The sequence below is a fragment of the Actinoplanes sp. CA-051413 genome, assembly GCF_050955795.1.
GTDB lineage: Bacteria > Actinomycetota > Actinomycetes > Mycobacteriales > Micromonosporaceae > Actinoplanes.
On the sequence record NZ_CP192100.1, the window covers coordinates 9,677,189 to 9,702,951 of the forward strand.

General features: G+C 69.6%; 28 protein-coding genes. 18 read left to right on the forward strand and 10 right to left on the reverse strand.

The window, feature by feature from the left end:
* Positions 1-24 precede the first annotated feature (24 nt).
* The 3 genes from wecB (at position 25) to ACQP2Y_RS45655 (ending at position 3,289) form a co-directional block, all read left to right on the forward strand.
* Positions 25-1,221 carry a non-hydrolyzing UDP-N-acetylglucosamine 2-epimerase gene (gene wecB / locus ACQP2Y_RS45645; RefSeq protein WP_433723039.1) on the forward strand — a complete coding sequence of 399 codons (1,197 nt, stop codon included), beginning with the start codon at positions 25-27 and terminating at the stop codon, positions 1,219-1,221.
* The gene (locus ACQP2Y_RS45650; protein WP_433723041.1) at positions 1,221-2,858 is read left to right on the forward strand and encodes a DUF2334 domain-containing protein; all 1,638 of its coding nucleotides are present in this window, start codon (positions 1,221-1,223) and stop codon (positions 2,856-2,858) included. The genes wecB and ACQP2Y_RS45650 overlap by 1 nt, the downstream gene beginning before the upstream one ends.
* Before the next feature lie 65 nt (positions 2,859-2,923).
* Positions 2,924-3,289, forward strand: a complete 366-nt coding sequence (locus ACQP2Y_RS45655; protein WP_433723043.1) for a hypothetical protein — start codon at positions 2,924-2,926, stop codon at positions 3,287-3,289.
* A 3-nt stretch (positions 3,290-3,292) separates the two neighbouring features.
* On the opposite strand, the gene ACQP2Y_RS45660 is transcribed toward ACQP2Y_RS45655, so the two are convergent.
* The gene (locus ACQP2Y_RS45660; RefSeq protein ID WP_433723045.1) at positions 3,293-4,054 is read right to left on the reverse strand and encodes a dienelactone hydrolase family protein; all 762 of its coding nucleotides are present in this window, start codon (positions 4,052-4,054) and stop codon (positions 3,293-3,295) included.
* 183 nt (positions 4,055-4,237) lie between these two features.
* Here ACQP2Y_RS45660 and ACQP2Y_RS45665 point away from each other — a divergent pair, with 183 nt between their 5' ends.
* Positions 4,238-5,632, forward strand: coding sequence for a cellulose binding domain-containing protein (locus ACQP2Y_RS45665; RefSeq protein WP_433723047.1), 1,395 nt, complete (start codon positions 4,238-4,240; stop codon positions 5,630-5,632).
* A gap of 88 nt (positions 5,633-5,720) precedes the next feature.
* Here the strand turns inward: ACQP2Y_RS45665 and ACQP2Y_RS45670 are convergent, their stop codons facing one another.
* Positions 5,721-6,323 carry a TetR/AcrR family transcriptional regulator gene (locus tag ACQP2Y_RS45670; RefSeq protein WP_433723049.1) on the reverse strand — a complete coding sequence of 201 codons (603 nt, stop codon included), beginning with the start codon at positions 6,321-6,323 and terminating at the stop codon, positions 5,721-5,723.
* Between the two features lie 106 nt (positions 6,324-6,429).
* Here ACQP2Y_RS45670 and ACQP2Y_RS45675 point away from each other — a divergent pair, with 106 nt between their 5' ends.
* Complete coding sequence (locus tag ACQP2Y_RS45675) at positions 6,430-6,918, forward strand: MarR family winged helix-turn-helix transcriptional regulator (protein WP_433723051.1); 489 nt, start codon at positions 6,430-6,432, stop codon at positions 6,916-6,918.
* The gene (locus ACQP2Y_RS45680) at positions 6,915-8,522 is read left to right on the forward strand and encodes an MDR family MFS transporter (protein WP_433723053.1); all 1,608 of its coding nucleotides are present in this window, start codon (positions 6,915-6,917) and stop codon (positions 8,520-8,522) included. The genes ACQP2Y_RS45675 and ACQP2Y_RS45680 overlap by 4 nt, the downstream gene beginning before the upstream one ends.
* A gap of 56 nt (positions 8,523-8,578) precedes the next feature.
* On the opposite strand, the gene ACQP2Y_RS45685 is transcribed toward ACQP2Y_RS45680, so the two are convergent.
* Together ACQP2Y_RS45685 and ACQP2Y_RS45690 are read right to left on the reverse strand one after the other, a co-directional pair.
* Entirely contained in the window at positions 8,579-10,009 is a 1,431-nt protein-coding gene (locus tag ACQP2Y_RS45685) for an MFS transporter (RefSeq protein WP_433723055.1), read from the reverse strand.
* Positions 10,010-10,126: 117 nt separating this feature from the next.
* Positions 10,127-10,798: a TetR/AcrR family transcriptional regulator gene (locus ACQP2Y_RS45690; protein ID WP_433723057.1), complete on the reverse strand. Its 672-nt coding sequence runs from the start codon at positions 10,796-10,798 to the stop codon at positions 10,127-10,129.
* Between the two features lie 204 nt (positions 10,799-11,002).
* Here ACQP2Y_RS45690 and ACQP2Y_RS45695 point away from each other — a divergent pair, with 204 nt between their 5' ends.
* On the forward strand, positions 11,003-12,607 hold the full coding sequence (locus ACQP2Y_RS45695; RefSeq protein WP_433723059.1) for a diguanylate cyclase: 1,605 nt from the start codon (positions 11,003-11,005) through the stop codon (positions 12,605-12,607).
* Positions 12,608-12,777: 170 nt separating this feature from the next.
* Entirely contained in the window at positions 12,778-13,542 is a 765-nt protein-coding gene (locus ACQP2Y_RS45700; protein WP_433732381.1) for an SAM-dependent methyltransferase, read from the forward strand.
* A 626-nt stretch (positions 13,543-14,168) separates the two neighbouring features.
* Here the strand turns inward: ACQP2Y_RS45700 and ACQP2Y_RS45705 are convergent.
* Both ACQP2Y_RS45705 and ACQP2Y_RS45710 read right to left on the reverse strand, forming a co-directional pair.
* Positions 14,169-14,540, reverse strand: a complete 372-nt coding sequence (locus ACQP2Y_RS45705; protein ID WP_433723061.1) for a hypothetical protein — start codon at positions 14,538-14,540, stop codon at positions 14,169-14,171.
* Positions 14,518-14,769, reverse strand: a complete 252-nt coding sequence (locus tag ACQP2Y_RS45710) for a hypothetical protein (protein ID WP_433723063.1) — start codon at positions 14,767-14,769, stop codon at positions 14,518-14,520. Before ACQP2Y_RS45710 ends, ACQP2Y_RS45705 begins: the two co-directional genes overlap by 23 nt.
* 258 nt (positions 14,770-15,027) lie before the next feature.
* Here ACQP2Y_RS45710 and ACQP2Y_RS45715 point away from each other — a divergent pair, with 258 nt between their 5' ends.
* The gene (locus ACQP2Y_RS45715; RefSeq protein WP_212987754.1) at positions 15,028-15,264 is read left to right on the forward strand and encodes a DUF397 domain-containing protein; all 237 of its coding nucleotides are present in this window, start codon (positions 15,028-15,030) and stop codon (positions 15,262-15,264) included.
* Positions 15,265-15,313: 49 nt separating this feature from the next.
* On the opposite strand, the gene ACQP2Y_RS45720 is transcribed toward ACQP2Y_RS45715, so the two are convergent.
* Complete coding sequence (locus ACQP2Y_RS45720; protein WP_433723065.1) at positions 15,314-16,204, reverse strand: helix-turn-helix domain-containing protein; 891 nt, start codon at positions 16,202-16,204, stop codon at positions 15,314-15,316.
* Between the two features lie 313 nt (positions 16,205-16,517).
* Between ACQP2Y_RS45720 and ACQP2Y_RS45725 the strand changes: the two genes are divergently transcribed.
* Positions 16,518-16,844, forward strand: a complete 327-nt coding sequence (locus ACQP2Y_RS45725) for a hypothetical protein (protein WP_360546324.1) — start codon at positions 16,518-16,520, stop codon at positions 16,842-16,844.
* Positions 16,845-17,038: 194 nt separating this feature from the next.
* Here ACQP2Y_RS45725 and ACQP2Y_RS45730 read toward each other — a convergent pair whose 3' ends face one another.
* Both ACQP2Y_RS45730 and ACQP2Y_RS45735 read right to left on the reverse strand, forming a co-directional pair.
* Positions 17,039-17,443: a RidA family protein gene (locus ACQP2Y_RS45730; RefSeq protein ID WP_433723068.1), complete on the reverse strand. Its 405-nt coding sequence runs from the start codon at positions 17,441-17,443 to the stop codon at positions 17,039-17,041.
* The gene (locus tag ACQP2Y_RS45735) at positions 17,440-18,306 is read right to left on the reverse strand and encodes an NAD(P)-dependent oxidoreductase (RefSeq protein ID WP_433723070.1); all 867 of its coding nucleotides are present in this window, start codon (positions 18,304-18,306) and stop codon (positions 17,440-17,442) included. Before ACQP2Y_RS45735 ends, ACQP2Y_RS45730 begins: the two co-directional genes overlap by 4 nt.
* A 70-nt stretch (positions 18,307-18,376) precedes the next feature.
* On the opposite strand from ACQP2Y_RS45735, the gene ACQP2Y_RS45740 reads away from it, so the two are divergent.
* From ACQP2Y_RS45740 to ACQP2Y_RS45770, 7 genes are all read left to right on the forward strand, one after another.
* Positions 18,377-19,273, forward strand: coding sequence for a LysR family transcriptional regulator (locus tag ACQP2Y_RS45740; protein ID WP_433723072.1), 897 nt, complete (start codon positions 18,377-18,379; stop codon positions 19,271-19,273).
* 14 nt (positions 19,274-19,287) lie between these two features.
* Positions 19,288-19,599, forward strand: a complete 312-nt coding sequence (locus tag ACQP2Y_RS45745) for a CU044_2847 family protein (protein ID WP_433723074.1) — start codon at positions 19,288-19,290, stop codon at positions 19,597-19,599.
* Positions 19,596-20,045, forward strand: a complete 450-nt coding sequence (locus ACQP2Y_RS45750; RefSeq protein ID WP_433723076.1) for a hypothetical protein — start codon at positions 19,596-19,598, stop codon at positions 20,043-20,045. Before ACQP2Y_RS45745 ends, ACQP2Y_RS45750 begins: the two co-directional genes overlap by 4 nt.
* 64 nt (positions 20,046-20,109) lie before the next feature.
* Positions 20,110-20,460, forward strand: coding sequence for a winged helix-turn-helix transcriptional regulator (locus ACQP2Y_RS45755; RefSeq protein ID WP_433723078.1), 351 nt, complete (start codon positions 20,110-20,112; stop codon positions 20,458-20,460).
* Between the two features lie 67 nt (positions 20,461-20,527).
* Positions 20,528-21,151 (forward strand): malonic semialdehyde reductase, encoded by a 624-nt coding sequence (locus tag ACQP2Y_RS45760; protein ID WP_433723080.1) that lies wholly within the window; start codon positions 20,528-20,530, stop codon positions 21,149-21,151.
* 66 nt (positions 21,152-21,217) lie between these two features.
* Positions 21,218-21,511: a DUF3040 domain-containing protein gene (locus ACQP2Y_RS45765; protein ID WP_433723082.1), complete on the forward strand. Its 294-nt coding sequence runs from the start codon at positions 21,218-21,220 to the stop codon at positions 21,509-21,511.
* Positions 21,512-21,530: 19 nt separating this feature from the next.
* The gene (locus tag ACQP2Y_RS45770) at positions 21,531-21,704 is read left to right on the forward strand and encodes a hypothetical protein (RefSeq protein WP_433723084.1); all 174 of its coding nucleotides are present in this window, start codon (positions 21,531-21,533) and stop codon (positions 21,702-21,704) included.
* Positions 21,705-21,707: 3 nt separating this feature from the next.
* On the opposite strand, the gene ACQP2Y_RS45775 is transcribed toward ACQP2Y_RS45770, so the two are convergent.
* Complete coding sequence (locus ACQP2Y_RS45775; RefSeq protein ID WP_360816978.1) at positions 21,708-22,544, reverse strand: phosphoribosylaminoimidazolesuccinocarboxamide synthase; 837 nt, start codon at positions 22,542-22,544, stop codon at positions 21,708-21,710.
* Between the two features lie 119 nt (positions 22,545-22,663).
* Between ACQP2Y_RS45775 and ACQP2Y_RS45780 the strand changes: the two genes are divergently transcribed.
* Positions 22,664-25,744: a DUF3427 domain-containing protein gene (locus ACQP2Y_RS45780; RefSeq protein ID WP_433723086.1), complete on the forward strand. Its 3,081-nt coding sequence runs from the start codon at positions 22,664-22,666 to the stop codon at positions 25,742-25,744.
* Positions 25,745-25,763 lie beyond the last annotated feature (19 nt).

Sequence of the window (25,763 nt, forward strand, 5' to 3'; positions counted from 1 at the left end):
CTCCCGGAAGAAGGCTCCCCCCACATGTCGCTCCCCGAGATCCACCTGATCGGCGGCACCCGCCCCGAGGCCGTCAAGCTCGCCCCCGTCGCGCTGGCCATGCGGGCCGCCGGCCTCGTCACCCCCGTCCTGGTCGCCAGCGGCCAGCACCCGGCGATGGTCAGCCAGGCACTCGCCGCCTTCGACCTCACCCCGGACGTCACGCTGCAGGTCGAGCGCGGCACCGGCAGCCAGGCCGAACTGCTCACCGAGATGATCCGGCAGCTCGACACGCTCTGGGCTCAGCGGACCCCCGCCGCCGTGCTGGTGCAGGGCGACACGACCACCAGCCTGGCCGGCGCGCTGGCCGCGTTCTGGCGCCGCATCCCGGTCGTGCACCTGGAGGCCGGGCTGCGCTCCGGCGACCTCGACTCGCCGTTCCCCGAGGAGGCCAACCGCCGCCTCGTCGCCCAGGTCGCCGCGCTGCACCTGGCCCCGACGCCGCTGGCCGCCATGAACCTGCTCGACGAGAACATCGCCACCGCGGACGTGCTGATCACCGGCAACACCGTGGTGGACGCGACCCTGGCCGTCGCCGGGCGCCGGCTGCCGTTCGAGAACCCGCAGGTCGCCGCGGCCCGGGCCAATGCCGCCGGGCGCCGGCTGGTCGTCGTGACCGCCCACCGCCGCGAGTCGTGGGGCGCGCCGCTGGACCGGATCCTGGCCGCGGTCCGCCGGCTGGTCGAGCGGTACGCCGACATCGACGTGATCCTGCCCAGCCACCCCAACCCGGCCGTCCGCGCCCAGGTGGAGGCCGGGCTCGGTGGCATCGAACGGGTCACCGTCACCGACCCGCTGCCGTACCCCGACCTGTCCCGGCTGCTCTCCGAGGCCTACCTGGTGCTCACCGACTCCGGCGGCATCCAGGAGGAGGCGCCGTCGTTCGGCGTACCGGCGCTGGTGCTGCGCGATGTCACCGAACGGGTCGAGTCCCTGCACGCCGGCTGCGCCAAGCTGGTCGGCTCCGACACCGACCTCATCGTCGACGAGGCGTCCGCGCTGCTCGACAGCAAGCTTCGCCGCGACGCGATGACCGCCGGCGGCAACCCGTACGGCGACGGGCTCGCCGCCGCCCGTACCGCCCAGGCCACCGCGGCCCTGCTCGGCCTCGCCCCGGCACCGTCCCCCATGCCCACCGGTGTCTCCACCGCCGCCACCGCCACGTTCGGAGCGTCCTTCTGATGCGTATGTCCAAGCTCTCCCGCCGCGCCCTGCTCGGTGCCGGTGTCGCCGTCACGGCGACCGCCGCCCTCGGGGTCGGTGTGGTCAACGCCGACGCCGCCGTACGGACCGCCGCCACCACGTCGATCGCCGCGAAGTCCGGCAAGGCCGCCCCCGGCGGTGGCACCGCCAAGACGCTCGTCCTCTACGACACCACCGGCGACTACGGCTGGATGGGCGAGGTCTACGCGACCCAGACGGCCAACCTGAGCTCGCACTTCGGCTCCTGGACCGCCGCGCCGGTGGCCAACTACCGGGCCGGCGACCTGTCCGCGTACACCGCGGTGATCTACCTCGGGTCGACCTACGACGAGCCGCTGCCGGCCGCTCTCCTGGACGACGTCACCGCCACCACCAAGCCGGTCACCTGGGTGTTCGACAACATCTGGCAGCTGGCCGCCCGGGACGCGAACTTCGCGGCCACCCGCGGCTTCACCAGCGGCGCGTTCGACTTCGCCGCGGTGGCCGAAGTGGAGTACAAGGGCCGCAAGCTGACCCGGGACACCACCGACAAGTCCGGGATCATGAACCTGGGCATCACCGACGCCACCAAGGTCAAGACCCTGGCCACGGCGGTACGCCCGGACGGCACCACCTTCCCGTGGGCCGTGCAGTCGGGCAACCTCACCTACGTGGGCGAGATCCCGTTCGCGTACGTGACCCACGACGACCGCTACCTGGCCTTCGCCGACCTGCTGTTCGACTCCCTCGGCGACACCGGCGTCTCCCGGGACCGGCACCGCGCGCTGGCCCGCATCGAGGACGTCGGCCCGGACTCCGACCCGGCCGAGCTGCGCGCGATCGCCGACTACCTGTACGCGCAGAAGGTGCCGTTCAGCGTCGCTGTCTACCCGCGCTACCGCGACCCGCTGGGCGTGCAGAACGGTGGCAAGGCCCAGGACTACACCCTGGTGCAGAAGCCCAAGGTGGTGGCGGCGCTGAAGTACATGCAGCAGCGCGGCGGCACCCTGCTCATGCACGGCTACACCCACCAGTTCGGCAGCGTGGCCAACCCGTACGACGGCGAGAGCGCGAACGACTTCGAGTTCTACTCGGCGCACGTGGACGCGAACAACAGCGTCATCTACGACGGGCCCGTACCCGGAGACTCCGCCGCGTGGGCGGCCAGCCGGATCGCCGCCTCGGGCCTGACCTTCGCCCTGGCCGGCCTGGGTGTGCCCAGTGTCTTCGAGTTCCCGCACTACGCCGGCAGCGCCGTGGACTACCAGACGGTCAACTCGGTCATGGGCAAGCGCTACGACCGCGGCCTGTACTTCCCGGGCGTGCTCACCGGGGCGAAGTTCGACTACAAGCGACAGTTCGGGCAGTTCTTCCCGTACACCGTCCGCGACGTGTACGGCTCGGTGGTCATCCCGGAGAACATCGGCAACGTCGAGCCCGACGCGTTCAACAACCACCCGGCCCGGCTGCCCGCCGACCTGCTCGCCTCGGCCGGCCGCAACCTGGTGGTCCGCGACGGGGTGGCGAGCTTCTTCTACCACCCGTACCTCGGCACGGATCACCTGAAGGACCTGGTCACGGGCATCAAGGCGCAGGGTTACACCTTCGTCAGCGGTGCCTCGATGCTGAACGGCTGACCATAAGATGACCAGCGGCCGCTGCCCTGCCGGGCGGCGGCCGCTGTGCGGACGAAGGAGTTTCGATGTCGGGTACGGCGGAGGTCGTCGCCTTCTACGCGCAGTCCTGGATCAACTGTGACCCCCGGGCGGTGCGCCGGGTGATCGCCGGCGACGCCGAGATCGAGTGGAACCTGGACGTGCCGGTCGACGACGAGGAGCTGGTGCGGACCCTGGACCGGATCGCGGCGTTCGCCGACTCGGTCACCGTCGTGTCGACCACCTGTGTCGGCGACCGCGTCTCACTCGTCTACGACTGCGTCGCTCCCTTCGGGACCGTCCGCATCGCCGAGTTCGTCACGGTCGCCGACGGTGCCATCAGCGGGATCCGCCAGGTGTACGACGTGGTGGCGCTGCGCCGTTACTTCCCGGGCCTGCTGGACGACGACTGATCGTCAGCGGGCCGGGGTGGGCAGGGTGCTGGCGAGCAGCTCGAAGAGCTTCTCCCAGTGCCGCTTCTCGGCCTCGGCGGAGTAGGCGGCGGTGTCGGCCATGGTGAAGCCGTGCTCGGCGCCGGGATAGATCTCCGACCGGAAACGTACGTCCGCCGCGTCCAGGGCCGCCTCGAGCCGGTCGATCTGCTCCTGCGGCATCGCGTGGTCGTGGTCCGCGTGCGCGAAGTACACCTCGCCCTTGATCTTGGCGACCTGCAGGTGCGGGCTGTCCGGCTCATCGGTGGCCAGGCGGGCGCCGTGGATGCTGGCCAGCGCAACGATCCGCTCCGGGTACGCGGTGATCGCCTTGAGCGCGTTCAGACCACCCATGCAGTAACCGACGATGGCGTCCGGACCGGCCGAAACGCCGTTCTGGGCGGCCAGGAAGTCGAGGTAGGCCCGGGTGTCCCGGGTGATCGCGGCGGTGTCCAGCTGCTGCATCATCGGCATGAGCCGGCCGAAGACCTTCCCGCGCTCCTCAGGGTCGGCCAGGTTCGAGGTGTCGGCGACCGGCGAGCGGGCGCTGCGGTAGAAGAGGTTGGGCGCCAGCACGGCGTAGCCCCGTTCCGCGATTCGCTCGGCCATCTCGTAGAGCCGCGGCCGCAGCCCGAAGGCGTCCATGAAGAACAGCACACCCGGGAACGGCCCGTCGCCGTCCGGCACCACCAGGTACGCGTCCGCGGTCCCGTCCTCGGTCGGCACGTCCACCATCGTCTTGCGCATGCCCTGCCTCCTGAGCGGCGTCGGTGATCTGTTCGACCGTACTGCGGCGTTCCTACCCTCCGTGCATCGCACTCCACGCCACGGCCCCGTGCTTGAGACAGATTTAAGGAATTTCCCCTCTTTCTTTAATGCACTCAGAGTCAGGATCAACGCCGTCGGCGTCCCCCGCGAACGGAGTCATCCATGGCACGCAACCGTCTTCGCCTCTCCATCTATCTGACAGCGGCGTTACTCGCTGTAGGCGGGGGTGCTCTCGCGGCGGTCGCGGCGACAACTCCGGCCGCGGGCCCCGGCGAACTGACGGCTACGTTCAGCAAGGACTCCGACTGGGGCTCCGGCTACCAGGCGCGCTACACGATCAAGAACACCGGCAGCTCGGCCGTCACCGGCTGGCAGCTGACCTTCGCGCTGCCGGCGAGCGCCAAGCTCGGCAGCTCGTGGGACGCGGCAGTCACCACTTCGGGTACGACGTCGACTGCCAAGGACCGGGGCTACAACGCCTCGATCCCGGCCGGGGCCACCGCCGAGTTCGGCTTCATCGTGGCCGGCAGCGGCGCACCGACCAGCTGCACGATCAACGGCGCCGCCTGCACCGGCGGCGGCCCGGCCCCGACCACCGCCCCGACCACCGCTCCCACCACCACGGCTCCTACCAAGACTCCGCCGACGACCACGGCTCCGCCCGCCGCTCCCGCCGGCAACGTCCTGGTCGCTCCCTACGTCGACATGGGACTGTTGTCCAACGGCAGCACCACGCTGGCGCAGCTGGCCGCGAGCGGGAACGTCAAGTCGTACACCCTGGCCTTCGTGACCAGCGCCGGCTGCAAGGCCAGCTGGTTCAACGCCTTCGACCCGCGGGCCAAGCAGTTCGGTGACCAGATCACGGCGCTGCGCGCGGCCGGCGGTGACGTCAAGGTGTCCTTCGGCGGCGCGACCGGCGTCGAGCTCGCCCAGGCGTGCACCGACGTCAAGGCGTTGCAGGCCGAGTACCAGGCGGTCGTCTCGGCGTACGACCTGAAGTACATCGACCTCGACATCGAGGGCGCGGCCGTCGCGGACCCCACCACGATCGCCCGCCGCTCGACCGCGCTGGCCGCCCTGCAGCGGGCCAACCCGGGCCTGAAGATCTCGCTGACCCTGCCGGTGCTGCCGGAGGGCCTCACCGCCGACGGGCTCGACGTGGTGCGGTCGGCCAGGGACGCCGGCGTCGACCTCGACCTGGTCAACATCATGGCGATGGACTACGGCCGGTCCGCGCAGGACTACGGCGACCTGGCCATCCAGGCCGTGAAGTCGACCAAGGACCAGCTCAAGGCGATCTACGGCGGCAGCGACGCAGCGGCGTTCCGAATGGTCGGCGTGACCCCGATGCTGGGCAAGAACGACGACAACGGCACCTTCAGCCAGAGCGACGCCCGCGACCTGGTGGCCTTCGCGAACGCCAACCACCTGGGCTTCGTGACCTTCTGGGAGACCAACCGCGACCGGAACGCCTGCACGGGCGCGCTGTTCCAGTGCACGAACGTGGCCCAGGCCCCGTTCGAGTTCAGCAAGATCTTCGCCACCTTCCAGGGCTGACCGCCCGTCCCCGCGGAAGGGTTTCCCCGAACCCTCCACCCATCGCGCGGCGTCGAGAGCCCCCACTCTCGGCGCCGCGCCCCCGTGCTCAGGCGAAGCCGCGACCGGCCTCGGCCAGCGCACGATCGACCAGGTCCGGCAGGGACGTGTCCGCCGGGGCGTCGAGCCAGATGTGCAGCGCCACCCGCAGCGAGGTCATGAACGTCGCGGCCGTCAGCCGGGCGCGTACCCCCGAAGGGTCGGGCTGGTCCGAGCGGGCCGCGACCGCGGCGGCCAGCTCGCGCTCCACCGCCGCGAAGGTGTTGAGCTGTTGCGCGAGCAGCGCGGGCTGGCTGCGCAGCATCCGGGTCTGGGCCACCCAGGCCGGGTCGAGCTCGCCGCCCTGCCGGTAGAACTCCCGGGCCGCCTCGGTCAGCGCCTGCCACGGCCCCTCGCCGGCCGGCCGGGCCGCGATCATGCCGATCAGCACGGCGATCCGCTGGTGGTCGCCGTGCAGCAGCGCCTCTTCCTTGCTGGCGAAGTAGTTCGAGAACGTGCGGCGGGAGACCCCGGCCTCGTCGGCGACGGCCTCAACCGTGATCTTGTCCGCGCCGTGGGCGATCGCGAGGCGCACCGCGGCCTCGTGCAGGGCCTGCCGGGTCGCCACCTTCTTGCGCTCGCGCAGGCCCACCTCGGCGGTCGTCGTGCTCATGGGTCGAGCCTAGCCAGGATGTGACTCACTTCCCAATGAGCAAACTTGCGCAGTGAGCAACAAAAGCCGATAGTTGTATGTGGCAATCAACTGGAGGAGGTGGCACATGGCCCACGACGCCGGCCCCGCGGCGCGACATGAGCTGCTCACCAACGTTCGTGACCTGCTCAAGGCCGTCCGCTTGTTCAAGAGCGACCTGCCCGCCCGGCACGAGACCGTGCCCACCGGCACCATCGGCGTGCTGGCGACGATCAACACCATCGGCGGCGAGCCGATCGGCGGGTGCCACCTGAAGGACCTGGCCGCCCGTTGCGCGCTCGACCCCTCGACGGTCAGCCGCGCCGTCGCCGCCCTGGTCCGGTCCGGCCTGGTCGCCCGCACCGCCGACCCGAGGGACGGCCGCGCCAGCGTGCTCACCGTCACGCCGAGCGGGCTGGACACCCTCGACGAGTTCAACCGCCTGGCGGACGAGCGCCTCGCCGACGCCCTCCGCAACTGGAGCCCCGAGGACATCGCGCTTCTCTCGGGGCTGCTCCAGCGCTTCGCCACAGACCTGCTGACCCGTACCGACCGAAACCTGGAGGTCGCGCGATGAGCGCACCCACCGTCACCCGTGCTGAACCCGGCGCGATGAGCCACCGTCAGATCTTGGAGGCCCTCAGCGGCCTGCTGCTCGTGCTGTTCGTCGCGATGTCCAGCGCCACCATCGTCTCCACCGCGCTGCCGAAGATCATCGGATCGCTCAACGGCAGCCAGACCCAGTACACCTGGGTCGTCACGGCCAGCCTGCTGACCGCGACCGCCACCACCCCGATCTGGGGCAAGCTCGCCGACCTCTACAGCAAGAAGCTGCTGGTCCAGGTCTCCATCGTGCTCTTCATCCTCGGCTCGGTGGTGGCCGGCTTCGCGCAGACGGCCGGCCAGCTCATCGCCGCCCGCGCGTTCCAGGGCATCGGTATGGGCGGCGTCCAGGCGCTGGTCCAGGTCGCGATCGCCGCGATGATCCCGCCCCGCGAGCGCGGCCGGTACAACGGCTACCTCGGCGGCGTGCTCGCCCTGGCGACCGTCGGCGGCCCGCTGCTCGGCGGCGTGATCGTCGACACCTCGTGGCTGGGCTGGCGCTGGTGCTTCTTCATCGGTGCCCCGATCGCCGTGATCGCCCTGGTCGTGCTCCAGCGCACCCTGCACCTGGCGACAATCCGCCGGGACAACGTGAAGATCGACTACGCGGGCGCCTCGCTCATCGCAGCCGGCGTCAGCGTCCTGCTGATCTGGGTGTCGTTCGTGGACAGCTCGTTCGACTGGATCTCGTGGCAGACCGGCGCCATGGTCGGCGCGGGCCTGGTGCTGCTGGCGCTCGCGGTCTGGGTCGAGTCCCGGGCGGCCGAGCCGGTGGTGCCGCTGGAGATCGTCAAGCAGCGCACCACGGCCCTGTCGATCCTGGCCAGCCTGGCGGTCGGCATGGCGATGTTCGGCGGCTCGGTCTTCCTGGGCCAGTACTTCCAGATCGGCCGCGGCTACAGCCCGACCGAGGCCGGCCTGCTGACCATCCCGCTGATGGCCGGCGTGCTGGTCTCCTCGACCATCTCCGGCCGCATGATCAGCAACTCCGGCAAGATCAAGCCCTACATCGTGGCGGGCACGCTGCTCTTGGTGGCCGGCTTCGCGACCCTCTCGGTGATCGACCACCAGACCCCTCTCTGGTACGTCGGAGTGGGCATGGCCCTGGTCGGCATCGGCGTCGGCATGTCGATGCAGAACCTGGTGCTCGCGGTGCAGAACTCGGTGCAGCTCAAGGACATCGGCGCGGCCAGCTCGACGGTGGCGTTCTTCCGCTCGCTCGGTGGCACCATCGGCGTCTCGGTGCTCGGCGCGGTCCTGGCCCACCGGGTCACCGACTCGATCACCACACAGCTCGCGGCGGCCGGCGTCCCGGCGTCCAGCTCGGGCGGCGACACCAGCAGCCTCAACCTGGCCGAGCTCCCGGCGGCGATGCAGCACATCGTCCGGGCCGCGTACGGCGACGCGACGGGCCACATCTTCCTGATCTCGGCGGCCATCGCGGTGGTCGGCGTGATTGCGGCGCTGCTGTTCAAGCAGATCACGCTGCGCTCGACGATCGACCTCGCGAAGGCCGCCCCGGAGGCGAAGACCGCCGAGGACGAGTCGACGATCCCGGCCGGATCGATCAGCCGGTAAGCAGCGCAACGGCCAGCGGCGCCCGGGTCCCCCGGGCGCCGCTTTCGTCTCGGAGGTCAGGCCGCCGCTGCGGCCTCGGCCATCTGGTCCGCGGTCGGGCGCAGCCGCGGGGCTCCCAGCGCCATCACGATGTTCGCCGCCGCGAAGAGCGCCGCGATCATCAGACCCCGTTCGAAGCCGCCGACCAGCGCATCCTGCTGCCCCGCCCCGCCGGTCACCAGCGACTCGACGTGGGACGTCGCCAGCGTCGTGATCGCCGCCAGGCCCAGCGCCCCGCCGACCTGGTAGCCCGCGTTCACCACCCCGGAGGCCGCACCGGCGTGGTCGTGCGAGACATCCGCGACGGCCGCGATCGAGGCCGGGGTGCCCACCGCGATGATGCCCATCCCGAACAGCACCAGGCCGGGCAGGATCGTCAGGGCGTACGAGCCGGTGGCGTCGGCTCCGGAGAGCAGCAGCAGGCCGACCACGCTGAGCGCCGCGCCGCCGAACTGGACCGGCTTGGTGCCGAAGCGGGTCACCAACTGCGACGCGATCACCGCGCTGGCGATGGCCGCGATGCCCATCGGCAGGAACTGCAGGCCGGTCTCCAGCGCGGTCAGGCCGCGGACCTGCTGCAGGAAGATCGCGGTGAGGAAGAACATCGCCAGGAACGCCGCGCCGTTGAGGGCCAGCGCCACGACCGACGTGGTCAGGCCCCGCGAGCGGAACAGGCTGAGCGGCACCAGCGGCGCCGCAGGCCGGCCCTCCACCCGGACGAACGCGGCCAGCAGAGCCAGGCCACCGGCCAGCAGCCCGATCACCTCGAAGGACGACCAGCCCAGCGGCTCGGCCCGGATGACGCCGAGCACGATGGCCAGCAGGCCGGCCGTGCTGAGCAGGGCGCCCGCGACGTCGAAGGTGCGCGTACCGGTGGCGGTGGTGACCTTGGACTCGCCGACGAAGAGCGGGACGATCGCGGCCAGCGCGATCGCGATGGGCACGTTGACCAGGAAGACCCAGCGCCAGCTGAGCGAGTCGACCAGCAGGCCGCCGGCGATCACCCCGAGCGTGCCGCCGAGGCCGGCCAGGCCGCCCCAGACGCCCATTGCGATGTTGCGCTCCCGGCCCTGCTTGAACGTCACGGTGAGGATGGCGAACGCGGCCGGCGACAGCAGCGCGCCGCTCAGGCCCTGGATCGCGCGCATCACCACGAGCTGCTCGGGATTCTGCGCGAGGCCGGCGATCAGTGAGGTCAGGCCGAACAGCGCCAGCCCGACGATGAAGACCCGGCGGCGGCCGAGCAGGTCGGCGGCGCGGCCGCCGAGGAGCAGGAAACCCCCGAAGAGCAGGGTGTACGCGCTGACGACCCACTGCAGCCCGGAGGCCGAGAAGCCCAGATCCCGCTGGATGTCGGGCAGTGCCACGTTCACGATCGTCACGTCGAGCACGACCATGAACTGGGCGACCGCGATGACGGCCAGGGTCGACCACGGATTGCGTTGCACCGGTTCCACCTCCACCGAGCGCCGCCCTGTGCGGCGTACATGTACACCGTAGATGTACGGCGTATAGGTACGTCAAGCGGCGGTCCGGGTACTTCGGTGTGACGAACGACGCGCTGATCAGTCGCGCTGGAGGCCGCGCACGCCCTGGACCAGCAGGTCGAGGTTGAGGGCGAAGTAGTCGTCCTCGTCGCGGCAGACCACCAGCGCGGGCGCGGCGGCGATGACGTTCGGGTAGCGCGTGGGCGACAGCGACTCGAGCCGGGCCCGCTTGTCGCGCTTGGCCTGCTCCCGCTCCTCACCGGCCTGCCACGGGCTGGGCACCGGGTCCGCGCCGACCAGCGTGATGACCGAGCAGATCAGGAAGGTGCCGATCTCCGCGGCCCGGCCGGCTCCGAAACCGGCTTCCCGGAGCAGCCCGAGCACCCGCTCGGCGATCCGCAGCCCGGACTCGGCGGTGAGGATGCGGCGCATTGCCAGACCTGCGATCGCCGGGTGCGGACGGATCGCCACCAGGAACGCCAGCAGAATTTCGCGCAGCTGATCGTGCCACGGGGCGTCGCTGGGCTCGGGCAGCCGCACGGCCTCGATCAGGTGCTCGGCGAGGCCGTCGAGCAGGCTGTCCTTGTCGCTGAAGTGCCAGTACATGGCCATCGGCGTGACGCCGTGCTCCTGCGCCAGCCGGCGAATGGTGACCGCCTCCAGCCCTTCGGCGTCGGCCAGCGCGATGGCACCGACCACGATCGCCTCGCGGCTCAGCCGTCCCCGGGTCGCATCGTTCCGCTTGACCATCCGGCAACTGTACGACGTACATGGCGGGTTACCCGCGGTGGCGGCGAGCTGGATCACGTCTGGGACGCTGGGAGCCGGCACTCACTCACGGCTAGCCTTTGGGAACGGAGCGCAATGTCCCGTACACCTGAAAGGTTTGTCATTTTTCTTCAGCCAGGGGTCCGCGGTGTCGATGATTCGCGTTGAGGGAAAGGGGTGAGCCTGATGGACGTACGCCAGGACGAAGCGGCGCGGCTGTCGGCTGCCCTGACGGAGATCGAGGACCAGTACCTCTGGGACGCCGACGCCACCCTCGCGACCGCCGTCGAGATCGAGGAGCAGGCTCTCGCCCTCGGGGACGAGCGGCTCGTCTTCCGGGCCCGGCTCTGCCAGGCCAACATGCTCATGCGCAAGGGTGAGGTCGCGGCGGCCGCCCGGCGGATCTGGAAGATCCACCAGTGGGCCACCGACCACACCGACAACATCGTGCTGGCCCGCACCCACCTGGTCTGGGCCAACATCCACCGGCACCTCGGCGACGCCGCCCAGTGCCTGGAGCACTCGGTGCTCGCCGTCGAACTGCTCGACGAGCGGGCCACCCCGCACATGCAGGTCTGGCACCGGGCCAAGCTGGCCGACGCGCTCGGCCTGGCCGGCTCGATGGACGCGGCCCGGCAGCGGTACCAGCAGACCGAGGAGCTGGCGGTCGATCTCGGCCTGCCCCGGCTGCTCATGGGCATGCTCAACAACTACGCGTACACCGAGCACGCCGCCGGCGAGAACGGCCGCGCCCAGGAGGTCGCGCGCCGGCTCCAGCAGGTGGCCGAGCGGCACGGCTTCGCCCTCGACCCCGCGGTGCTCGACACCATCGGCGTCATCGAGATCGAGAACGGCAACTACCTGGCGGCCGAGCGGACCCTGCGCGAGGCGGTCCGGCGCCACCACGACGGCAACTACGAGGACGCGGACGCGCTCGCGGAATACATGCTGACCCTCGCCCGTGCGCAGCGCTTCCTGCGGGCCACCGACCGCGCCCAGGTCAACCTGGACGCGTCCCGCAGCCTCTGTGTCGAGCGTGGACTCGGCGACGTGCTGGTCCGGGTGCACCAGGAGCAGGCCGAGCTGCATGCGGCGCGGGGTGAGTTCGCGGAGGCTTTCGCCGTACACAAGATCTTTTTCTCCGCCCACAACGCGCTGCACTCGTCGCAGCGGGAAGCCCAGGCCCGCACCCGGCAGGCGATGTTCGAGACGACCGAGGCGCGGCAGGAGGCCGAGCGGTTCCGCGAGCAGGCCCGGCGCGACCCGCTGACCGGGCTGCGCAACCGGCGCTACCTGGACGAGGAACTGCCCGACCTGATCGACGCCGGCGGAGCGCTGACCGTGGCGATCGTCGACCTGGACCACTTCAAGCGGATCAACGACCAGCTGTCGCACGACGTCGGTGACCAGGTGCTGGTGCTGGTGGCCAAGCTGCTGGAAACGGAACTGGCGGCGGTCTCACCGGACGGCTTCGTGGCCCGCATGGGCGGCGAAGAGTTCCTGCTGGTGCTGCCCGGCGCCGACGTGTCCGAGGCGACCGGCCGGCTCGACGGCATCCGCGAGGCGGTCAGCTACTACGACTGGACCGAACTGACCCGCGGCCTGCCCGTCACCGTCAGCATCGGCGTGGCCGGACTGCGCGACGCACCGACACCGACCCAGGCGGGCCTGCTGTCCACCGCGGACCGGCACCTGTACGTGGCCAAGCACGCCGGACGCGACCGAGTGATCTCCATAGCCCCGCGCGACGCCCGCCACCGGTCGTACCGGGACAGTGCCTCCGCGGCCTGAAACCGTGGTTCGATCGAGCGACATGGCTGAATCCTGACCGGATCCGCCCACTAGGCTCGGCCCCGTACGTCGGGGACGGCCAGGGGTGGTCCGGACAGGAGGCGGTCGTGACGCAGCACAGCAAAGTTGTCCCGCCGGCCGAGCTCGCCCCGCCCGGGGTCGACATCAACGTGCCGCACTCGGCCCGCATCTACGACTACTGGCTGGGCGGCAAGGACAACTTCGCCGTCGACCGGGCCGTCGGCGAAGCCATGATCAAGGCCATTCCCGGCATGCGCCGGATGGCCGGCGAGAACCGCAAGTTCGTCCACCGGGCGGCCCGCGACCTCGTCGCCCGGGAAGGCATCCGACAGTTCCTGGACATCGGCACCGGCATCCCGACCCGGCCCAACCTGCACGAGATCGCCCAGCGCGTCGACCCCCGCACCCGGGTGGTCTACGTGGACAACGACCCGATCGTGCTGGTCCACGCCCGCGCCCTGATGATCAGCACGGAAGAGGGCCGCAGCGAGTACATCTCAGCCGACCTGCGCCGGCCACGGTCGATCCTGACGGACGAGGTGCTGGCGGCGACGCTGGACCTGACCTCGCCGGTCGGCCTGACGCTGATCGCGATCCTGATGCTGCTGGCGGACGCGGACGACCCGTGGGCTCTGGTGGCCGAGCTGCGGGACGCGATGCCGTCGGGCAGCGTGCTGGCGATCACTCATCCGACGGCTGATTTCAACCCGGCCCAGGTGCACCAGGCGGTGGCCGCGGCGACCGGCGCGGGCATGACGCTGGTGGCCCGCACTCAGTCCGAGGTCCGGCGTTTCTTCGGCGACTGGGAGCTGCTGGAGCCGGGGTTGGTGCCGGTGTCCGCTTGGCGGCCGGATCAGCCTGCCGAGGATCCGCGGGCGGCTTACTACTGGGCTGGTGTGGCCCGCAAGCCTTGACCTGGCGCGCTCTGCCGGGGCGCTCATCCGCTGGGGCGCGAGGTCGGATGCGCTTTCGCCCGGACGGGGCCTCGGGCGCGGTTCCGCCCGAGCAGGGACTACGGCGCGGTTTGGCCCGCGGGGACTCGGGTGCGCTTTCGCCCAGGCGGGGATTCCGGCGCGGTCCCGCCCGGCCGGGGATGCGGCTTCATCCGAGCGGGGAATCCGGGCGGTTCCGCCCGGCCGTGAGCACGGCGTGGCTTCACCCGAGCGGGGGAATCCGGCGCGCTTTAGCCCAAGCGAAAGCTCGGACGCCCGTTGCGCGGGCGGAGGACTCGAGCGCGGTCCACTTGGGCGAGGGCTCGGGATTTGGAGCGATAGCGGGGTTTGCGAGCGCAGCGAGCGAGCTCAGCCATGCAATCAGATGGCAGGGAGCGCAGCGACCGGTCTCGGCGGGAGCGACGTCTAGCACCACCCACTCAGGCACGACATCCGGCTCTTGACTTGAATCTGGTCTGGATCCAAAAAGTGGCCCGGCCGAGCGATCCGGCACGGGGGAACCGGACCGCCCGGCCGGAGTCGGGCGGCGCGCCTTGCGACGCGCTCGGAGCGACACCCGTGGGGCGTCGCTCGGAAGTATGAATTTGTCAGGCCCGCAGGCGGGTCCGCCTTCGTGGCGGCGGGTGCGGCAGGCGGCCGGCGCGGACCAGGACCTGGCGGCGTGCTCCCTCGCGGCCGGCCTGGTCGATCACCGTGCCTTCGACTTCGAGCCAGGTGTCGCCCTCGTACGGGATCGGTTTGCTCCACTCGACGCGGTCGACCCGGAGGGTGAGCGGACCGATCCCGTAGCAGTAGTCGTTCTCCGCGAAGACGTGCACGGGCCAGCGCGGGACGCTCAGCTGGATGCGTCCACTGCGGATGATCGGGGCGGCCAGAGCCCAGACCTTGCGGCCGGGGGCCGTCCCGGAGCGCCGTCGGCGCGCGCAGTGGACGTGCTCAGTGACTCGCGTCGGGATCACCGCCGTCGTTCGGGTGGTGCTCGGCTTGGGGGAACCGGTCGGAGCGGGTCTGGGGGTGGCGGACGCCGCCGAAGCGGTGCGAGGCGGTGGTGGCACGGGTTGATGCTGCTTCCGTGCCGCCGGTGAGCGGGTCGTCCCGGTAGACCAGCGCCGGGTTGCCCCGCCGGATGTCCGCACCGTCGGCGTCGGCGTGCTCCGGTTGCTGCGGACCGGCGTTCGGGACCGTCATGCTCGTTTCCTCCCGCTCGGACGCCCCCGCCAGGGAGCCTCGCGTCGCGCAGTGCCGGAGTCGCAGAGGCATTTCCGCGACCGAACCGTCACTCAAAGATGTCACCCTCCGTGACCCCCTTTCCGTGGGGCTCGTGCGTTATCATGCTCACAATCATGTGAGAACGCAAGGCCAAATGCACGTGCATTTGCACAGCAGGTAGCCGGCGTGACACACAGAGCCGGTCCCCGGACCGGTCAAACCGTTAGGGAGCAAGTAATGACGCGCATTGTTAACGGCATGCCCGCCGGGCAGCTGGAGGGTGTGACCTGGCAGAAGAGCGGCCGGAGCAACCCCAGCGGCAACTGCGTCGAGTGCGCCGCACTCCCGGACGGCAGCGTCGCCATGCGGAACTCACGCGACCCGGAAGGTGCGGCCCTGATCTACACCCCGGCGGAGATCGAGGCGTTCCTGGGCGGCGTCCGCGACGGGGACTTCGACAACCTGCTCCAGTAGCTCACCCCTGAGGGTGATTGACACATAGTGACGACGTCGACCCAGCGGGTCAGCCGAGCCGGCCTACCTCGTGCAGCAGCTTGCCGAGGATTTCCTGGGTGTGGCTCGGCGGCTCGGCATCGATGCAGACGCGTTCCATCGCGATCGCGTAGTGGTCGACGTCGTCACGCTTCTCCAGGTAGATGGCGCTCGTGAGCTGCTCGACGTAGACCACGTCGGGCAGCTCCGGCTCCGGGAAGCGCAGGATGGCGAACGGGCCACCGGCCGCGGCGTGCCCACCGGCGTGGAACGGGATGATCTGGAGCCGGATGTTGGGCTTCTTGGCGGCCTCGATCAGCGCCTCGATCTGGGCCCGCATGACCTCGGTGCCACCGATCGGCCGGCGCAGCACGGCCTCGTCGATCACGGCCCACAGCTGGGGCGGCTCGGTGCGGTCGAGGATCTGCTGGCGCTGCCGGCGCAGCTCGACGCGGCGGTCGATCTCGTCGGCATTGGCGCCGGCGTGACCGAGCAGGATCACGGCCCGGGCATACTCCGGCGTCTGGAGCAGGCCGGGGACGAACTGGATCTCGTAGGTGCGGATCAGCGACGCCGCGGCCTCCAGGCCCAGATAGGACTGGAACCAGGGCGGCAGGATGTCACCGAAGTGATGCCACCAGCCGGGGTTGTTGGCCTGCCGGGCCAGACCCAGCAGCGCCTCCCGCTCGGCGTCGTTCTTGACGCCGTACATGCTGAGCAGGTCGGCGACGTCGCGCTCCTTGAAGCTGACGCGGCCGAGCTCCATCCGGCTGATCTTCGATCCCGAGGCGCGGATCTCGTAGCCCGCGTCCTCCCGGCTGATGCCCTTGCCCTCGCGCAGCCGCCTCAGCTGGGCACCGAGCAGGATGCGCAGCACGGTAGGACCGCTGTTCAGCGGCTCCTCCTGCGTACCCGCGCTCACCTGACTCCTCATGGTTGTCGTCCGGGATGCAAGTTGCACCTTGTTCGCCCCAGAGCATCCTAAGGGGGAGATCGTCCGGCCGGAAACCGATCGATCGGCCACCCCATCGCCGCGCACGAGTCAGATGCACGTGCAGACGGCCTTGCGGACGCACTGGATCCCGAGCATGATATCTGACAGGCGGTTGCTTGGGTGCTGACAGTGCGTACTGAAAAGTATGTCCTTTTTCAGGTTCAGCGCCTGGGATGAGCGCCTGGTGTCCCTGACGACGTGTCCGCCCGACGAACGAGTCCCGGAAACAGGAGGCTCTCGAATGTCGACCCCGTCCATAGCCCCACCCCAGCGAGACCCGGCGGATGTCGCGCCGGCCGATAGTTACCACAAGGCCGACCCGGTCTGGGTCTACCGCGACGGCTGGCGGGCCGGCGTGATCGAGGCCGCCTCCCCGCGCGCGGTCACCGTGACCTACCGGCCGGGATCCCACCGGGGCACGGGCGTCGACACGTTCACCGCGTCCTATGTGACCTCTCGGGCCGACGAGGACCCCGCGCTCGACCGGCGGGCCAGCGGGCCGCTGATGACCCGGCGGCCCCGGATCGGCACCGACGGCGCGGCAGCGATGGGCGGCCTGGCCTCGTGACCGGAGCCATTGCGCTCGCCGCGGTGATAGGGCTGGCCAGTCTGCTCGCCGGCGTCGCCCTGGGGTGGTATCTGCGTCGGACCAATGACTGGTGCGCCCATTGTGGTGACCAGTTGAGCTGTGAGGGTTGTGGCAGCAAGGCGGCGTGGCCCAGGCCGCGCGAGGCCGAGCTCAGCCTGCGCCCCGGCCCGTAGTCATCTGCTCGCTGCGGTGACCTCGACCTCGAGGACCGCGCCGGGTAGGAAGAGGCGGTTCACCTCGACCGTCGTGCTCGCCGGCGGTTTGCCGGGAAAGACCTTCCGCCGGACGACCGCGTAGTCGCCCAGCTGGGAGAGGTCGGTCAGGAACGTGCGCACGTGCAGCACGTCGCCGAAGCCCGCGCCGTGCGCGGCCAGCAAACCCCCGACGATCTCGAAGATCCGCTCGGCCTGCGCCGCCATGTCCCCCGGCGCCACCACCGCGCCGGAGTCGTCCACGGCCACCTGACCGGAGAGCACCAGCAGCGCGCCGCCTCCACCGAGTTCGAGCCGCGCCACGTGGGCGAAGCGGTCGCCGAACGGCGCGGCGACGGATTCCGGGTTGTCGAGCGTCAGCTTCACGGCTTTCCCTCCGAAACGATCGCAGCCTCCGGGACGATCGCGGCCTCCGGGACGATCGCGGCCTCCGGGACGATCGCGGCCTCCGGGACGATCGTGGCCTTCGGAACGATCGCGGCGAGATCGGCGGCCTGATCGGGAGCCTCCCGCAGCACCACGGCAGCCGCCCGCACCATGGGCGGAGAAGTAAAGCCCAACACCAAATCCAGATCCTTGGCCGCGAGCGCAATCGGAAAAGCCGCACCGTCCGCAGTCGCACGAACCACCGCACCGCCAAGAGCGCCCCGCGAAACCACCGACAACGCCGTCTCCACATCCACCCCGACGGCCCGAGCAACAGCAACCGTGTCGGCCAACGCAGCAAGCCCGGTAACCAGCGCGGTATTGGCGACCAGCTTCAACGCCGCCCCACTGCCAAGAGCACCGCAGCGATGCACAGTGCCCAACGACTCCAGCACAGACAACGCCGGCTCGACGTCCCCACCCGCCAGCACGTTCAACTGCCCTGATGAAGCCGCCGCGACGCTGCCCAGCACAGGCGCGTCGACGAACGTGACACCGTCGGGCACTCGCAGCGCGCGTACCGCCTCCGGCCCGATGGTCGACATGTCGACCAGAACACTGCCCGGCCGCAGAGCCGCAGCCTCCACAACCTCTTGAACGGCCGCTGCATCGGTCAGCATCGTGATGACAACCTCCGCCTCGGGGACGGCCGGCGTCGGCGCGGCGCGAGCTCCTGTCGCCACCAGCGGTGCCGTCTTCTCCGCCGTACGGTTCCAAACGGTCACCTGGTGACCCACCTCAAGCAGCCGGCGCGAGACAGCAGCGCCCATCCGCCCGGTTCCAAGAACAGCGATCGATGCCATGCCCCGACGCTAGCCAGGCACCAGTCATGCCACCAACGAATGTTCGGCATCCGAGCCATGCGCAACTAGCATGCCGATCGTGCAGACCCAGAGCCTCGAAGTCTTCGTGGCGGTGGCCCGCGGCAAGTCCTTCACCCGCGCCGCCCGCTCCCTCGGCTACACCCAATCGGCCGTCTCCCGGCAGATCGCCGTCCTGGAGAAGGATCTCGGAGCCGACCTCTTCGACCGGCTACCGCGCGGCGTCGAACTGACCGAACAGGGCCGTGCCCTGCTCCCGCATGCCGAGGCGATGCTCGACCGGCTGCACACGGCGCAGCGCGACCTGGACTCGCTACGCGACATCGGCGGCGGCCGGCTGCGCGTCGGCGCCTTCCCCACGGCGGTGGCCGCTCTGGTGCCCCGAGCCCTGGCCGCATTTCGTACGGCGTACCCGCAAGCGGAACTGTCCCTAGTAGAGGGCTTGACTCCCCGCCTCCTGGACCGGCTCGCCGCGGGCGAGGCCGACCTGGCCGTGGTCAGCGCCCCGCCGGACCGTCCGCTGGACGCGACCCGCTTCGACCTGCACCACCTGCTCGACGAGCAGCTCCTGGTCGCGGTGCCACCCGGGCACCCGCTGGCCGACCGGCACACCGTGCGCCTGGCGGATCTCGCCGGTGATCCGTTCATCGCCGGTTCCGCGACCGCCGAGGACACCCTGCTACGGGCGACCCTGCCGAGCGGCTTCCGCCCCCGGATCGACATCGTGGCGGCCGAGTGGACGGGCAAGCTGGGCTGCGTCGCGGCGGGCCTCGGGGTGGCCCTCGTCCCGGCGCTCGCGGTCCGCGCCACCCCGGCCGACCTGGTCCTGCTCCGGCTGCATCCCGACGACGCCTCGGCCCGCCGGATCTTCGCCGCCACGGCCCGCCGGCCGACGCCCACCGTTGTCCACATGCTCTCGCTGCTGCGGCAGATCGCCGCGACCATTTAGGGCAGGATGTGCCTGTGGCTGCGTACATGGACCTGCCGATCGACGGCGACGAGACCATCCGGGTGGAGATCAGCAATCAGGGCCTGGTGCGCGCCGGCGCCGGCGACCTCATCGGTACGGCGACCGAACGCCTCGACGAAGCAGTCGGCCAGGTCGTCCGGATGGGCCGCAAGGTCATCCAGCAGGCCCGCGAGGTGGCGGACGCCCCGGAGGCGGTCGAGCTGGAGCTGGGCCTGAAGCTGACCGCCAAGACGGGCTTCGTCATCGCCGAGTCCAGCGGTGAGGCGCACGTGAAGGTCACCCTCAAGTGGACGGTGGGTGCTTGACCACCTTCCTGCTGATCTGGGACGCCAGCGAGACCGGTTACCCGTCAGCCAACCTTGCCGCGGACATCGCTGCCACGGCTGCGGGGAGAGTGGTCGCGGGCCGGTGGACGTTCGGGTCTCGCCGGGGTGGCACAGCTCCGGGCGACCGGGTTTTTCTGCTGCGGCAGCGGGCCGACCGCGGCATCGTCGCCAGCGGGACCCTGGCGGACGGGGTGATCTTCCCGGCCGGGCATTGGCAGGGGCAGCCGCGGAGCACGTTCTACGCCGAAGTGCTGTGGGACCGGGTGCTGCCGGTTGCTGACCGCTTGCCGTTCGAAGAGTTGCTGCACGACGTGCCTGGGCACGATTGGCGGCACATCTACGGCTCGGGGCAGCAGGTGCGGCCGCCGGCCGATGTGGCTCTGCAACGGCGGTGGGACGAACATCTGGCCGATCTGCGCCGGTGATGGCGGGGCCCGCCGGCCCGCTCAGCCGATCCGACCGCTGTCCCGGCGATGTTACGTTTGGCTGGTGACAGCGGCGCCGGAGCACATTCCGGTCGATGCGGAGCAATGCGCCCGCGTCGACTCGGCGCTTACCCGTGCCTTCCAGTTCCTCGGCAAGCGCTGGAACGCCGCCGTCCTCGGCAGCCTGGCCGCCGGCCCGGCCGGATTCCGGGAGCTGTCGCGCAGCATCGACGGCATCAGCGACTCGATGCTCGCCAACCGGCTGGTCTCGCTGACCGAGGCCGGGCTCATCACCCGTACGGTGGCGGCCGGACCGCCGGTGACCGTGGCCTACGCGCTGACCGAACGCGGCCGCGCGTTGATGCCGGCGCTGGAGCAGATCTCCCGCTGGTCCCGCGAGCACCTTCCCGCCTGATTATTTCCACTGTTGGGAGCCTCACCTTTGTAGCACTTCACGATGTCTAGTCACTAGCTTTTTAGAAGTGACAACTACTTCCGTAGCTACCGAGCGCCGCCTGCCCCGTCTCGACGAGGCCGGACGCGCTCTGCTTTTCACCGAGGCACGCACCGCCAACACCTTCGCGGACACGCCGGTCACCGACGAGGAGCTGGCCGCCGTGTGGGAGCTGGCCAAGTGGCCGCCGACCGCCGCCAACCTCCAGCCGCTGCGCGTGCTCTACGTGCGGACGCCAGAGGCGAAGGAGCGGCTGGTCGCCCACATGAACGAGGGCAACCGGGCCAAGACGGCGTCCGCGCCGGTCATCGCCGTCCTGGCCGTCGACACCGACTTCCATGAGCACGTGCCCGAGGTCTTTCCGATCAACCCGGCCCTGAAGGACGTCCTGGCGGACGCCCCGGAGATGCGCGACGGCATGGGGCGGTTCAGCGCCGGGCTGCAGATCGGCTACTTCCTGCTTGCGGTACGGGCGGAAGGCCTCGTCGCCGGCCCGATGGCCGGCTTCGACAGCGAAGCGATCGACAAGGACTTCTTCCCCGACGGCCGCTTCAAATCGCTGCTCGTGGTGAACATCGGCCACCCCGGCGAGAACCCGTGGTTCCCGCGCCTGCCGCGGCTCTCCCACGACAACACAGTGGTCTGGGCCTGACGCGTTTCGGCCAGTCCGCACTGGGTAGCTGAGATCGTCGGCTCCCCGCGGCGGAGGTGGTCCACGGTGCGCGATCCCGCATTCGAGGCAATCGTGGCGCGGCTGTGCGCCGACGACCCGGAGTTCACCGGCCGGATGAAGAAGCTCGGCGGCCCACCCTCAAAGACGCGGGTGGGCTTAGCCGTACTCCTGTGGGCGATCGCACCGGTGTGCGTCGTCCTCGGCGGGTGGACCGGGCTGCTGATGGCCGTGATCGCGGTGGCGTACGGCTCGTACCTGAAATGGTCCGCGTCGATGTTCGCCGCGGCCGGATCGCACGAGTCCCTCCCGCGGCGCCGCCGTCCGGGCGCTTCGCTCTGACCGACCTGGAGGCAACGCCATGACCGACCCGGCAACCGAGGACGACCGCCCGGCGACCAAGGAGGAAGCCGCAGCGATCGTCCGCGAGGACCCGGCCCTGCGCACAGCAACGGACACAGCCGACGACGACGCGGCCACGGACGACGACGCGCGCACCGCCGACTCGGCCCCGACGGGCGAATCCCGGGACTGAGGCTCAGCGCCAGCGGTCGCCGGTGAGCCGCTCGTACACCTCGACGTACCGGTTGCGGGTGGCCTCGACGACCTCGTCGGGGATCTCCGGCCCGGGGTCGGTCCGGTCCCACCCGGTCAACGACGAGGACCAGTCCCGCAGGAACTGCTTGTCGAGATACCGCTGCGTGCCACCGGGCTGCCACTCGTCGGCGGCCCAGAAGCGCGACGAGTCAGGCGTCAGCAGCTCGTCACCGAGCTTCAGCACACCCCCGGAGAACCCGAGCTCAAGCTTGGTGTCGGCAATGATGATCCCCTTGCCGGCGGCAACCTCGGACCCCCGCCGGTAGACCTCAAGAGTGATCCGCCGCAATTCCGCAGCAACGTCGGCGCCGACCGAATCCTCGACATCCGCGTACGTGATGAACTCGTCGTGCCCCTCGCCCGGAGCGACCTTGGTGGTCGGGGTGAAGATCGGCTCGGGCAGCTTCGACCCCTCGATGAGCCCGGGCACGAGCTCGACCCCGGAGACGGCGCCACTCTTCTCGTACTCCTTGAGCCCGGACCCCGCGAGATAACCGCGAGCGATGCACTCGACCATGACCATCTCGAGCCGCTCGCACCGCACAGCGCGACCGGCCCACTCGGCGGGCACATCGGTGGCGGAGATGATGTGGTTGGGCACCACGTCGGAAAGCTGGTCGAACCACCAGAGCGAAAGCTGCGTGAGAATCTTCCCCTTGTCGGGGACGGCGGTGGGCAGGACAACGTCGTAGATCGAAATCCGATCAGAAGCGACGAGCAGAATGTCGTCGCCATCGGCGTAGACATCCCGAACCTTCCCCGAGTGCAACAGCTCCACAAGTTCCCCTTAGCCGCGCCGGACGCCAACACAGGTCACGCTATCTGACCGGGCATCCAGGGGCTGATGACGGCCATGCACTACGGGACGACGTCGGACCCGCACGCTATGTTGCCGGCGTGACGGACCTCAGCGAAGGCGCGTATGAGCACCTCATCACGCACGCCATCGAGCAGCAGCTGGCCGCGATCGACCTCGATCTGGTCGATCGAGCCAGCCTCGACCCGGCGGATTCTCACCAGGTATTGAGCCGGCACATCACCGCCTTGGCTGAGCGCGCTCTCAAGTCGGTGCCTGGACAGGGCGCGGCGCGGCTGTCGGCGCAGCTCGAACTCGTCAACCACATCACCGAGGCCATCAAGGCGGCAGCAGCGCCGCGAGTGGTGCAGCCCGGTGACTTTCTGCGTCAGCCGCCAGAGCTTCTCACCGCCATCGTGCCCCGACCGGCTGCGCCCGCAGAGGTGACGTTTCCGGCTCGCCCCGAGACGCCGTTGGCCTCTGGCGCGCTGCTCACGAATGGTCGCGGCCAGCCTCGCATCGGTACCGAGGTCAACAAAGAGATGGCTTCCGCTGATGAAGTGCAGTTGCTGTGCGCCTTCATCAAGTGGCACGGCGTACGCCTGTTGCAGGACTCCGTCCGTGAGCTCACCGCCCGCGGCAAACGGCTGCGCATCATCACGACGACGTACATGGGGGCTACCGAGCAGCGGGCGCTCGACAAACTTGCCGAGCTTGGTGCTGAGATCCGGATTTCTTACGAGACTCGCACCACCAGATTGCACGCCAAGTCTTGGATGTTTGTGCGCCACAGCGGCGCCAGCACCGCGTACGTCGGCTCGTCGAATCTCTCCAAGAGTGCGCTGATCGACGGCCTCGAGTGGAACGTGCGCCTTTCGCAGCTGGAGCAAGACGCGGTCGTGGAGACCATCCGCGCAACGTTCGTGGAGTACTGGAACGACCCGGCTTTCGAGCCCTACGACCCGCGAAACCCCGAGGACCGCGAACGCCTCAGCACAGCGCTCGCCACGGCTTCCGGTCCGAAGCCGGGCGACCTACCGATCGACATCACGAGCATCGACGTTCGCCCGTACCCGTATCAGCAAGAGATTTTGGAAAGGCTCGACGCCGAACGCTTGGTTCACGGGCGCACCAACAACCTCGTCGTCATGGCCACTGGCACCGGCAAGACAGTGGTTGCTGGGCTGGACTATCGGCGGCTGCGCCAGCAGGGGATCGATTCCCTGCTGTTCGTGGCGCATCAGGAGCGGATCCTCCAGCAGAGCCGGTCAGTCTTCCGCCAAGTCCTTCGCGACGGGACGTTCGGTGAATTGCTCGTAGGTGGTGAGCGCCCGAAAGATTGGCGGCACGTCTTCGCGTCGGTGCAGTCCCTGCACAACATCGCGGACGAACTCGCGGCGGACAGCTTCGACATGGTCATCGTGGACGAGTTCCACCATGCCGAGGCCGCCACCTACCGGCGCCTGTTGGACAAGCTCAAGCCCAAGATTCTGCTCGGGATGACTGCCACGCCGGAGCGGGCGGATGGGCGGGACATCCTGCATCGCTTTAATGGCCGGACGGCCGTGGAGTTGCGGTTGTGGGAGGCGCTGGAACGCCAGTTGCTTGCCCCTTTTCAGTACTTCGGGGTGCACGACGAGGTAAACCTCGCCGGCGTTCGCTGGCGGCGAGGCCGGGGCTACGACATCAGCGAGCTCGAGAACGTCTACACCGGCGACGACGCGCGAGCACGACTCGTCGTTGAGGCAGTCCGCAAGACGGTGGATGTGAGCCGCATGCGGGGAATCGGCTTCTGCGTCAGCATCAAGCACGCAAACTTCATGGCCGAGCGATTCAACAAGGTTGGTATCCCGGCCCTTGCCCTGCACTCGCAGGTAGACGGCGGCCAGCAGCGGGAGGCGGTACGCCGGCTCGAACGCGGTCAGTTGAGCATGCTCTTCACGGTTGATCTCTTCAACGAGGGAGTTGACCTGCCTGCGGTTGACACCATCCTCATGTTGCGGCCAACCGAAAGCGCGACCATCTTCCTGCAGCAGCTCGGGCGCGGCCTCAGGCTGTCGGACGGAAAGCCCTGCCTGACTGTTCTCGACTTCATCGGCGGCCAGCACGGCGAGTTTCGCTTCGACCTCCGCTACCGCGCGCTGACCGGGGCCACGCGCCGCTCGCTGGCCCACGACGTGGAGCACGATTTCCCGACGCTGCCGGCAGGTTGCCATATCGAACTCGATCGGGTGGCCAAGAAGATTGTGCTGGACAACATCCGAGCGGCCCTGCGCCTGCAGCGCAAGGAACTGGTGGCCGAGCTTCGGCGGCTGGCGGATGTCTCACTCGGAGAATTCCTGGAGGAGACCGGCTTCGAGATCGAAGACCTGTATCGCCGCAAGCAAGGTCGCGGCTGGACCGGGCTTCGCGAGGAGGCGGGCCTGCAGAGCGCTGCCACCAGTGACGATCTGCTGCTCAGCACCGCAATCGGCCGGATGCTGCACACCGATGATCCTGATCGCCTCCAGGCAATCCGCGCAGTTGCCGATGGTCATCCGATTGCAGGACGGCTTGGCGCAATGCTGAGTCAGTCTCTCTTCGGCAACCCGCATGAAGACGTTGCCCAGCGCTTGGCGGCCTTCCCGCGGCGGCGCACTGAACTACGCCAGGTCGCCGACGTGCTGGAGGCCAGGATCGATCGGGTCACCTTCCCCGTTGATCAAACGGGCGCCAATCCGCTGCGCATCCACGCTCGCTACTCGCGCAACGAGATCGGCGCGGCCTTCGGCATGGCGGATCCGGCGAACATCCGCGAAGGCGTCAAGTGGTTGCCGAACGAGAACGCGGACATCTTCTTCGTCACCCTGAGAAAGACGGAGCAGCACTACTCGCCAACCACCATGTATCAGGACCGCGCGATCACGGACACCCTGTTCCAGTGGGAGTCACAGAGCACGACCTCATCGACGTCCACCACCGGTACGCGTTACATCACCCACGCTGCCGGCGGATCCAGCGTGCACCTGTTTGTCCGCGAGGTGAAGGACGCGGACGGAGACCTCGGCGTATCGCCTTACCTGTACGCCGGCCCGATGACCTACGTCTCGCACACCGGTGATCGCCCCATGCGCATCCAATGGCGCCTGGATCATCCGCTGCCAGCCGACATCTTCCACGCCGCCCGCGTCATCGCCGCCTGAGCGCCTACGTTTGGGAAAC

Bases quoted from the DNA above. Each gene is read 5' to 3' on its own strand.
- ACQP2Y_RS45650 (WP_433723041.1), top strand. From the start codon at position 1,221: ATGCGTATGTCCAAGCTCTCCCGCCGCGCCCTGCTCGGTGCCGGTGTC.
- ACQP2Y_RS45735 (WP_433723070.1), bottom strand. From the start codon at position 18,306: ATGGCATCGATCGCTGTTCTTGGAACCGGGCGGATGGGCGCTGCTGTC.
- ACQP2Y_RS45695 (WP_433723059.1), top strand. From the start codon at position 11,003: ATGGACGTACGCCAGGACGAAGCGGCGCGGCTGTCGGCTGCCCTGACG.
- ACQP2Y_RS45655 (WP_433723043.1), top strand. From the start codon at position 2,924: ATGTCGGGTACGGCGGAGGTCGTCGCCTTCTACGCGCAGTCCTGGATC.
- ACQP2Y_RS45740 (WP_433723072.1), top strand. From the start codon at position 18,377: ATGCCGATCGTGCAGACCCAGAGCCTCGAAGTCTTCGTGGCGGTGGCC.
- ACQP2Y_RS45770 (WP_433723084.1), top strand. From the start codon at position 21,531: ATGACCGACCCGGCAACCGAGGACGACCGCCCGGCGACCAAGGAGGAA.
- ACQP2Y_RS45715 (WP_212987754.1), top strand. From the start codon at position 15,028: ATGACGCGCATTGTTAACGGCATGCCCGCCGGGCAGCTGGAGGGTGTG.
- ACQP2Y_RS45690 (WP_433723057.1), bottom strand. From the start codon at position 10,798: ATGGTCAAGCGGAACGATGCGACCCGGGGACGGCTGAGCCGCGAGGCG.
- ACQP2Y_RS45665 (WP_433723047.1), top strand. From the start codon at position 4,238: ATGGCACGCAACCGTCTTCGCCTCTCCATCTATCTGACAGCGGCGTTA.
- ACQP2Y_RS45680 (WP_433723053.1), top strand. From the start codon at position 6,915: ATGAGCGCACCCACCGTCACCCGTGCTGAACCCGGCGCGATGAGCCAC.
- ACQP2Y_RS45675 (WP_433723051.1), top strand. From the start codon at position 6,430: ATGGCCCACGACGCCGGCCCCGCGGCGCGACATGAGCTGCTCACCAAC.
- wecB (WP_433723039.1), top strand. From the start codon at position 25: ATGTCGCTCCCCGAGATCCACCTGATCGGCGGCACCCGCCCCGAGGCC.
- ACQP2Y_RS45725 (WP_360546324.1), top strand. From the start codon at position 16,518: ATGTCGACCCCGTCCATAGCCCCACCCCAGCGAGACCCGGCGGATGTC.
- ACQP2Y_RS45660 (WP_433723045.1), bottom strand. From the start codon at position 4,054: ATGCGCAAGACGATGGTGGACGTGCCGACCGAGGACGGGACCGCGGAC.
- ACQP2Y_RS45710 (WP_433723063.1), bottom strand. From the start codon at position 14,769: ATGACGGTCCCGAACGCCGGTCCGCAGCAACCGGAGCACGCCGACGCC.
- ACQP2Y_RS45670 (WP_433723049.1), bottom strand. From the start codon at position 6,323: ATGAGCACGACGACCGCCGAGGTGGGCCTGCGCGAGCGCAAGAAGGTG.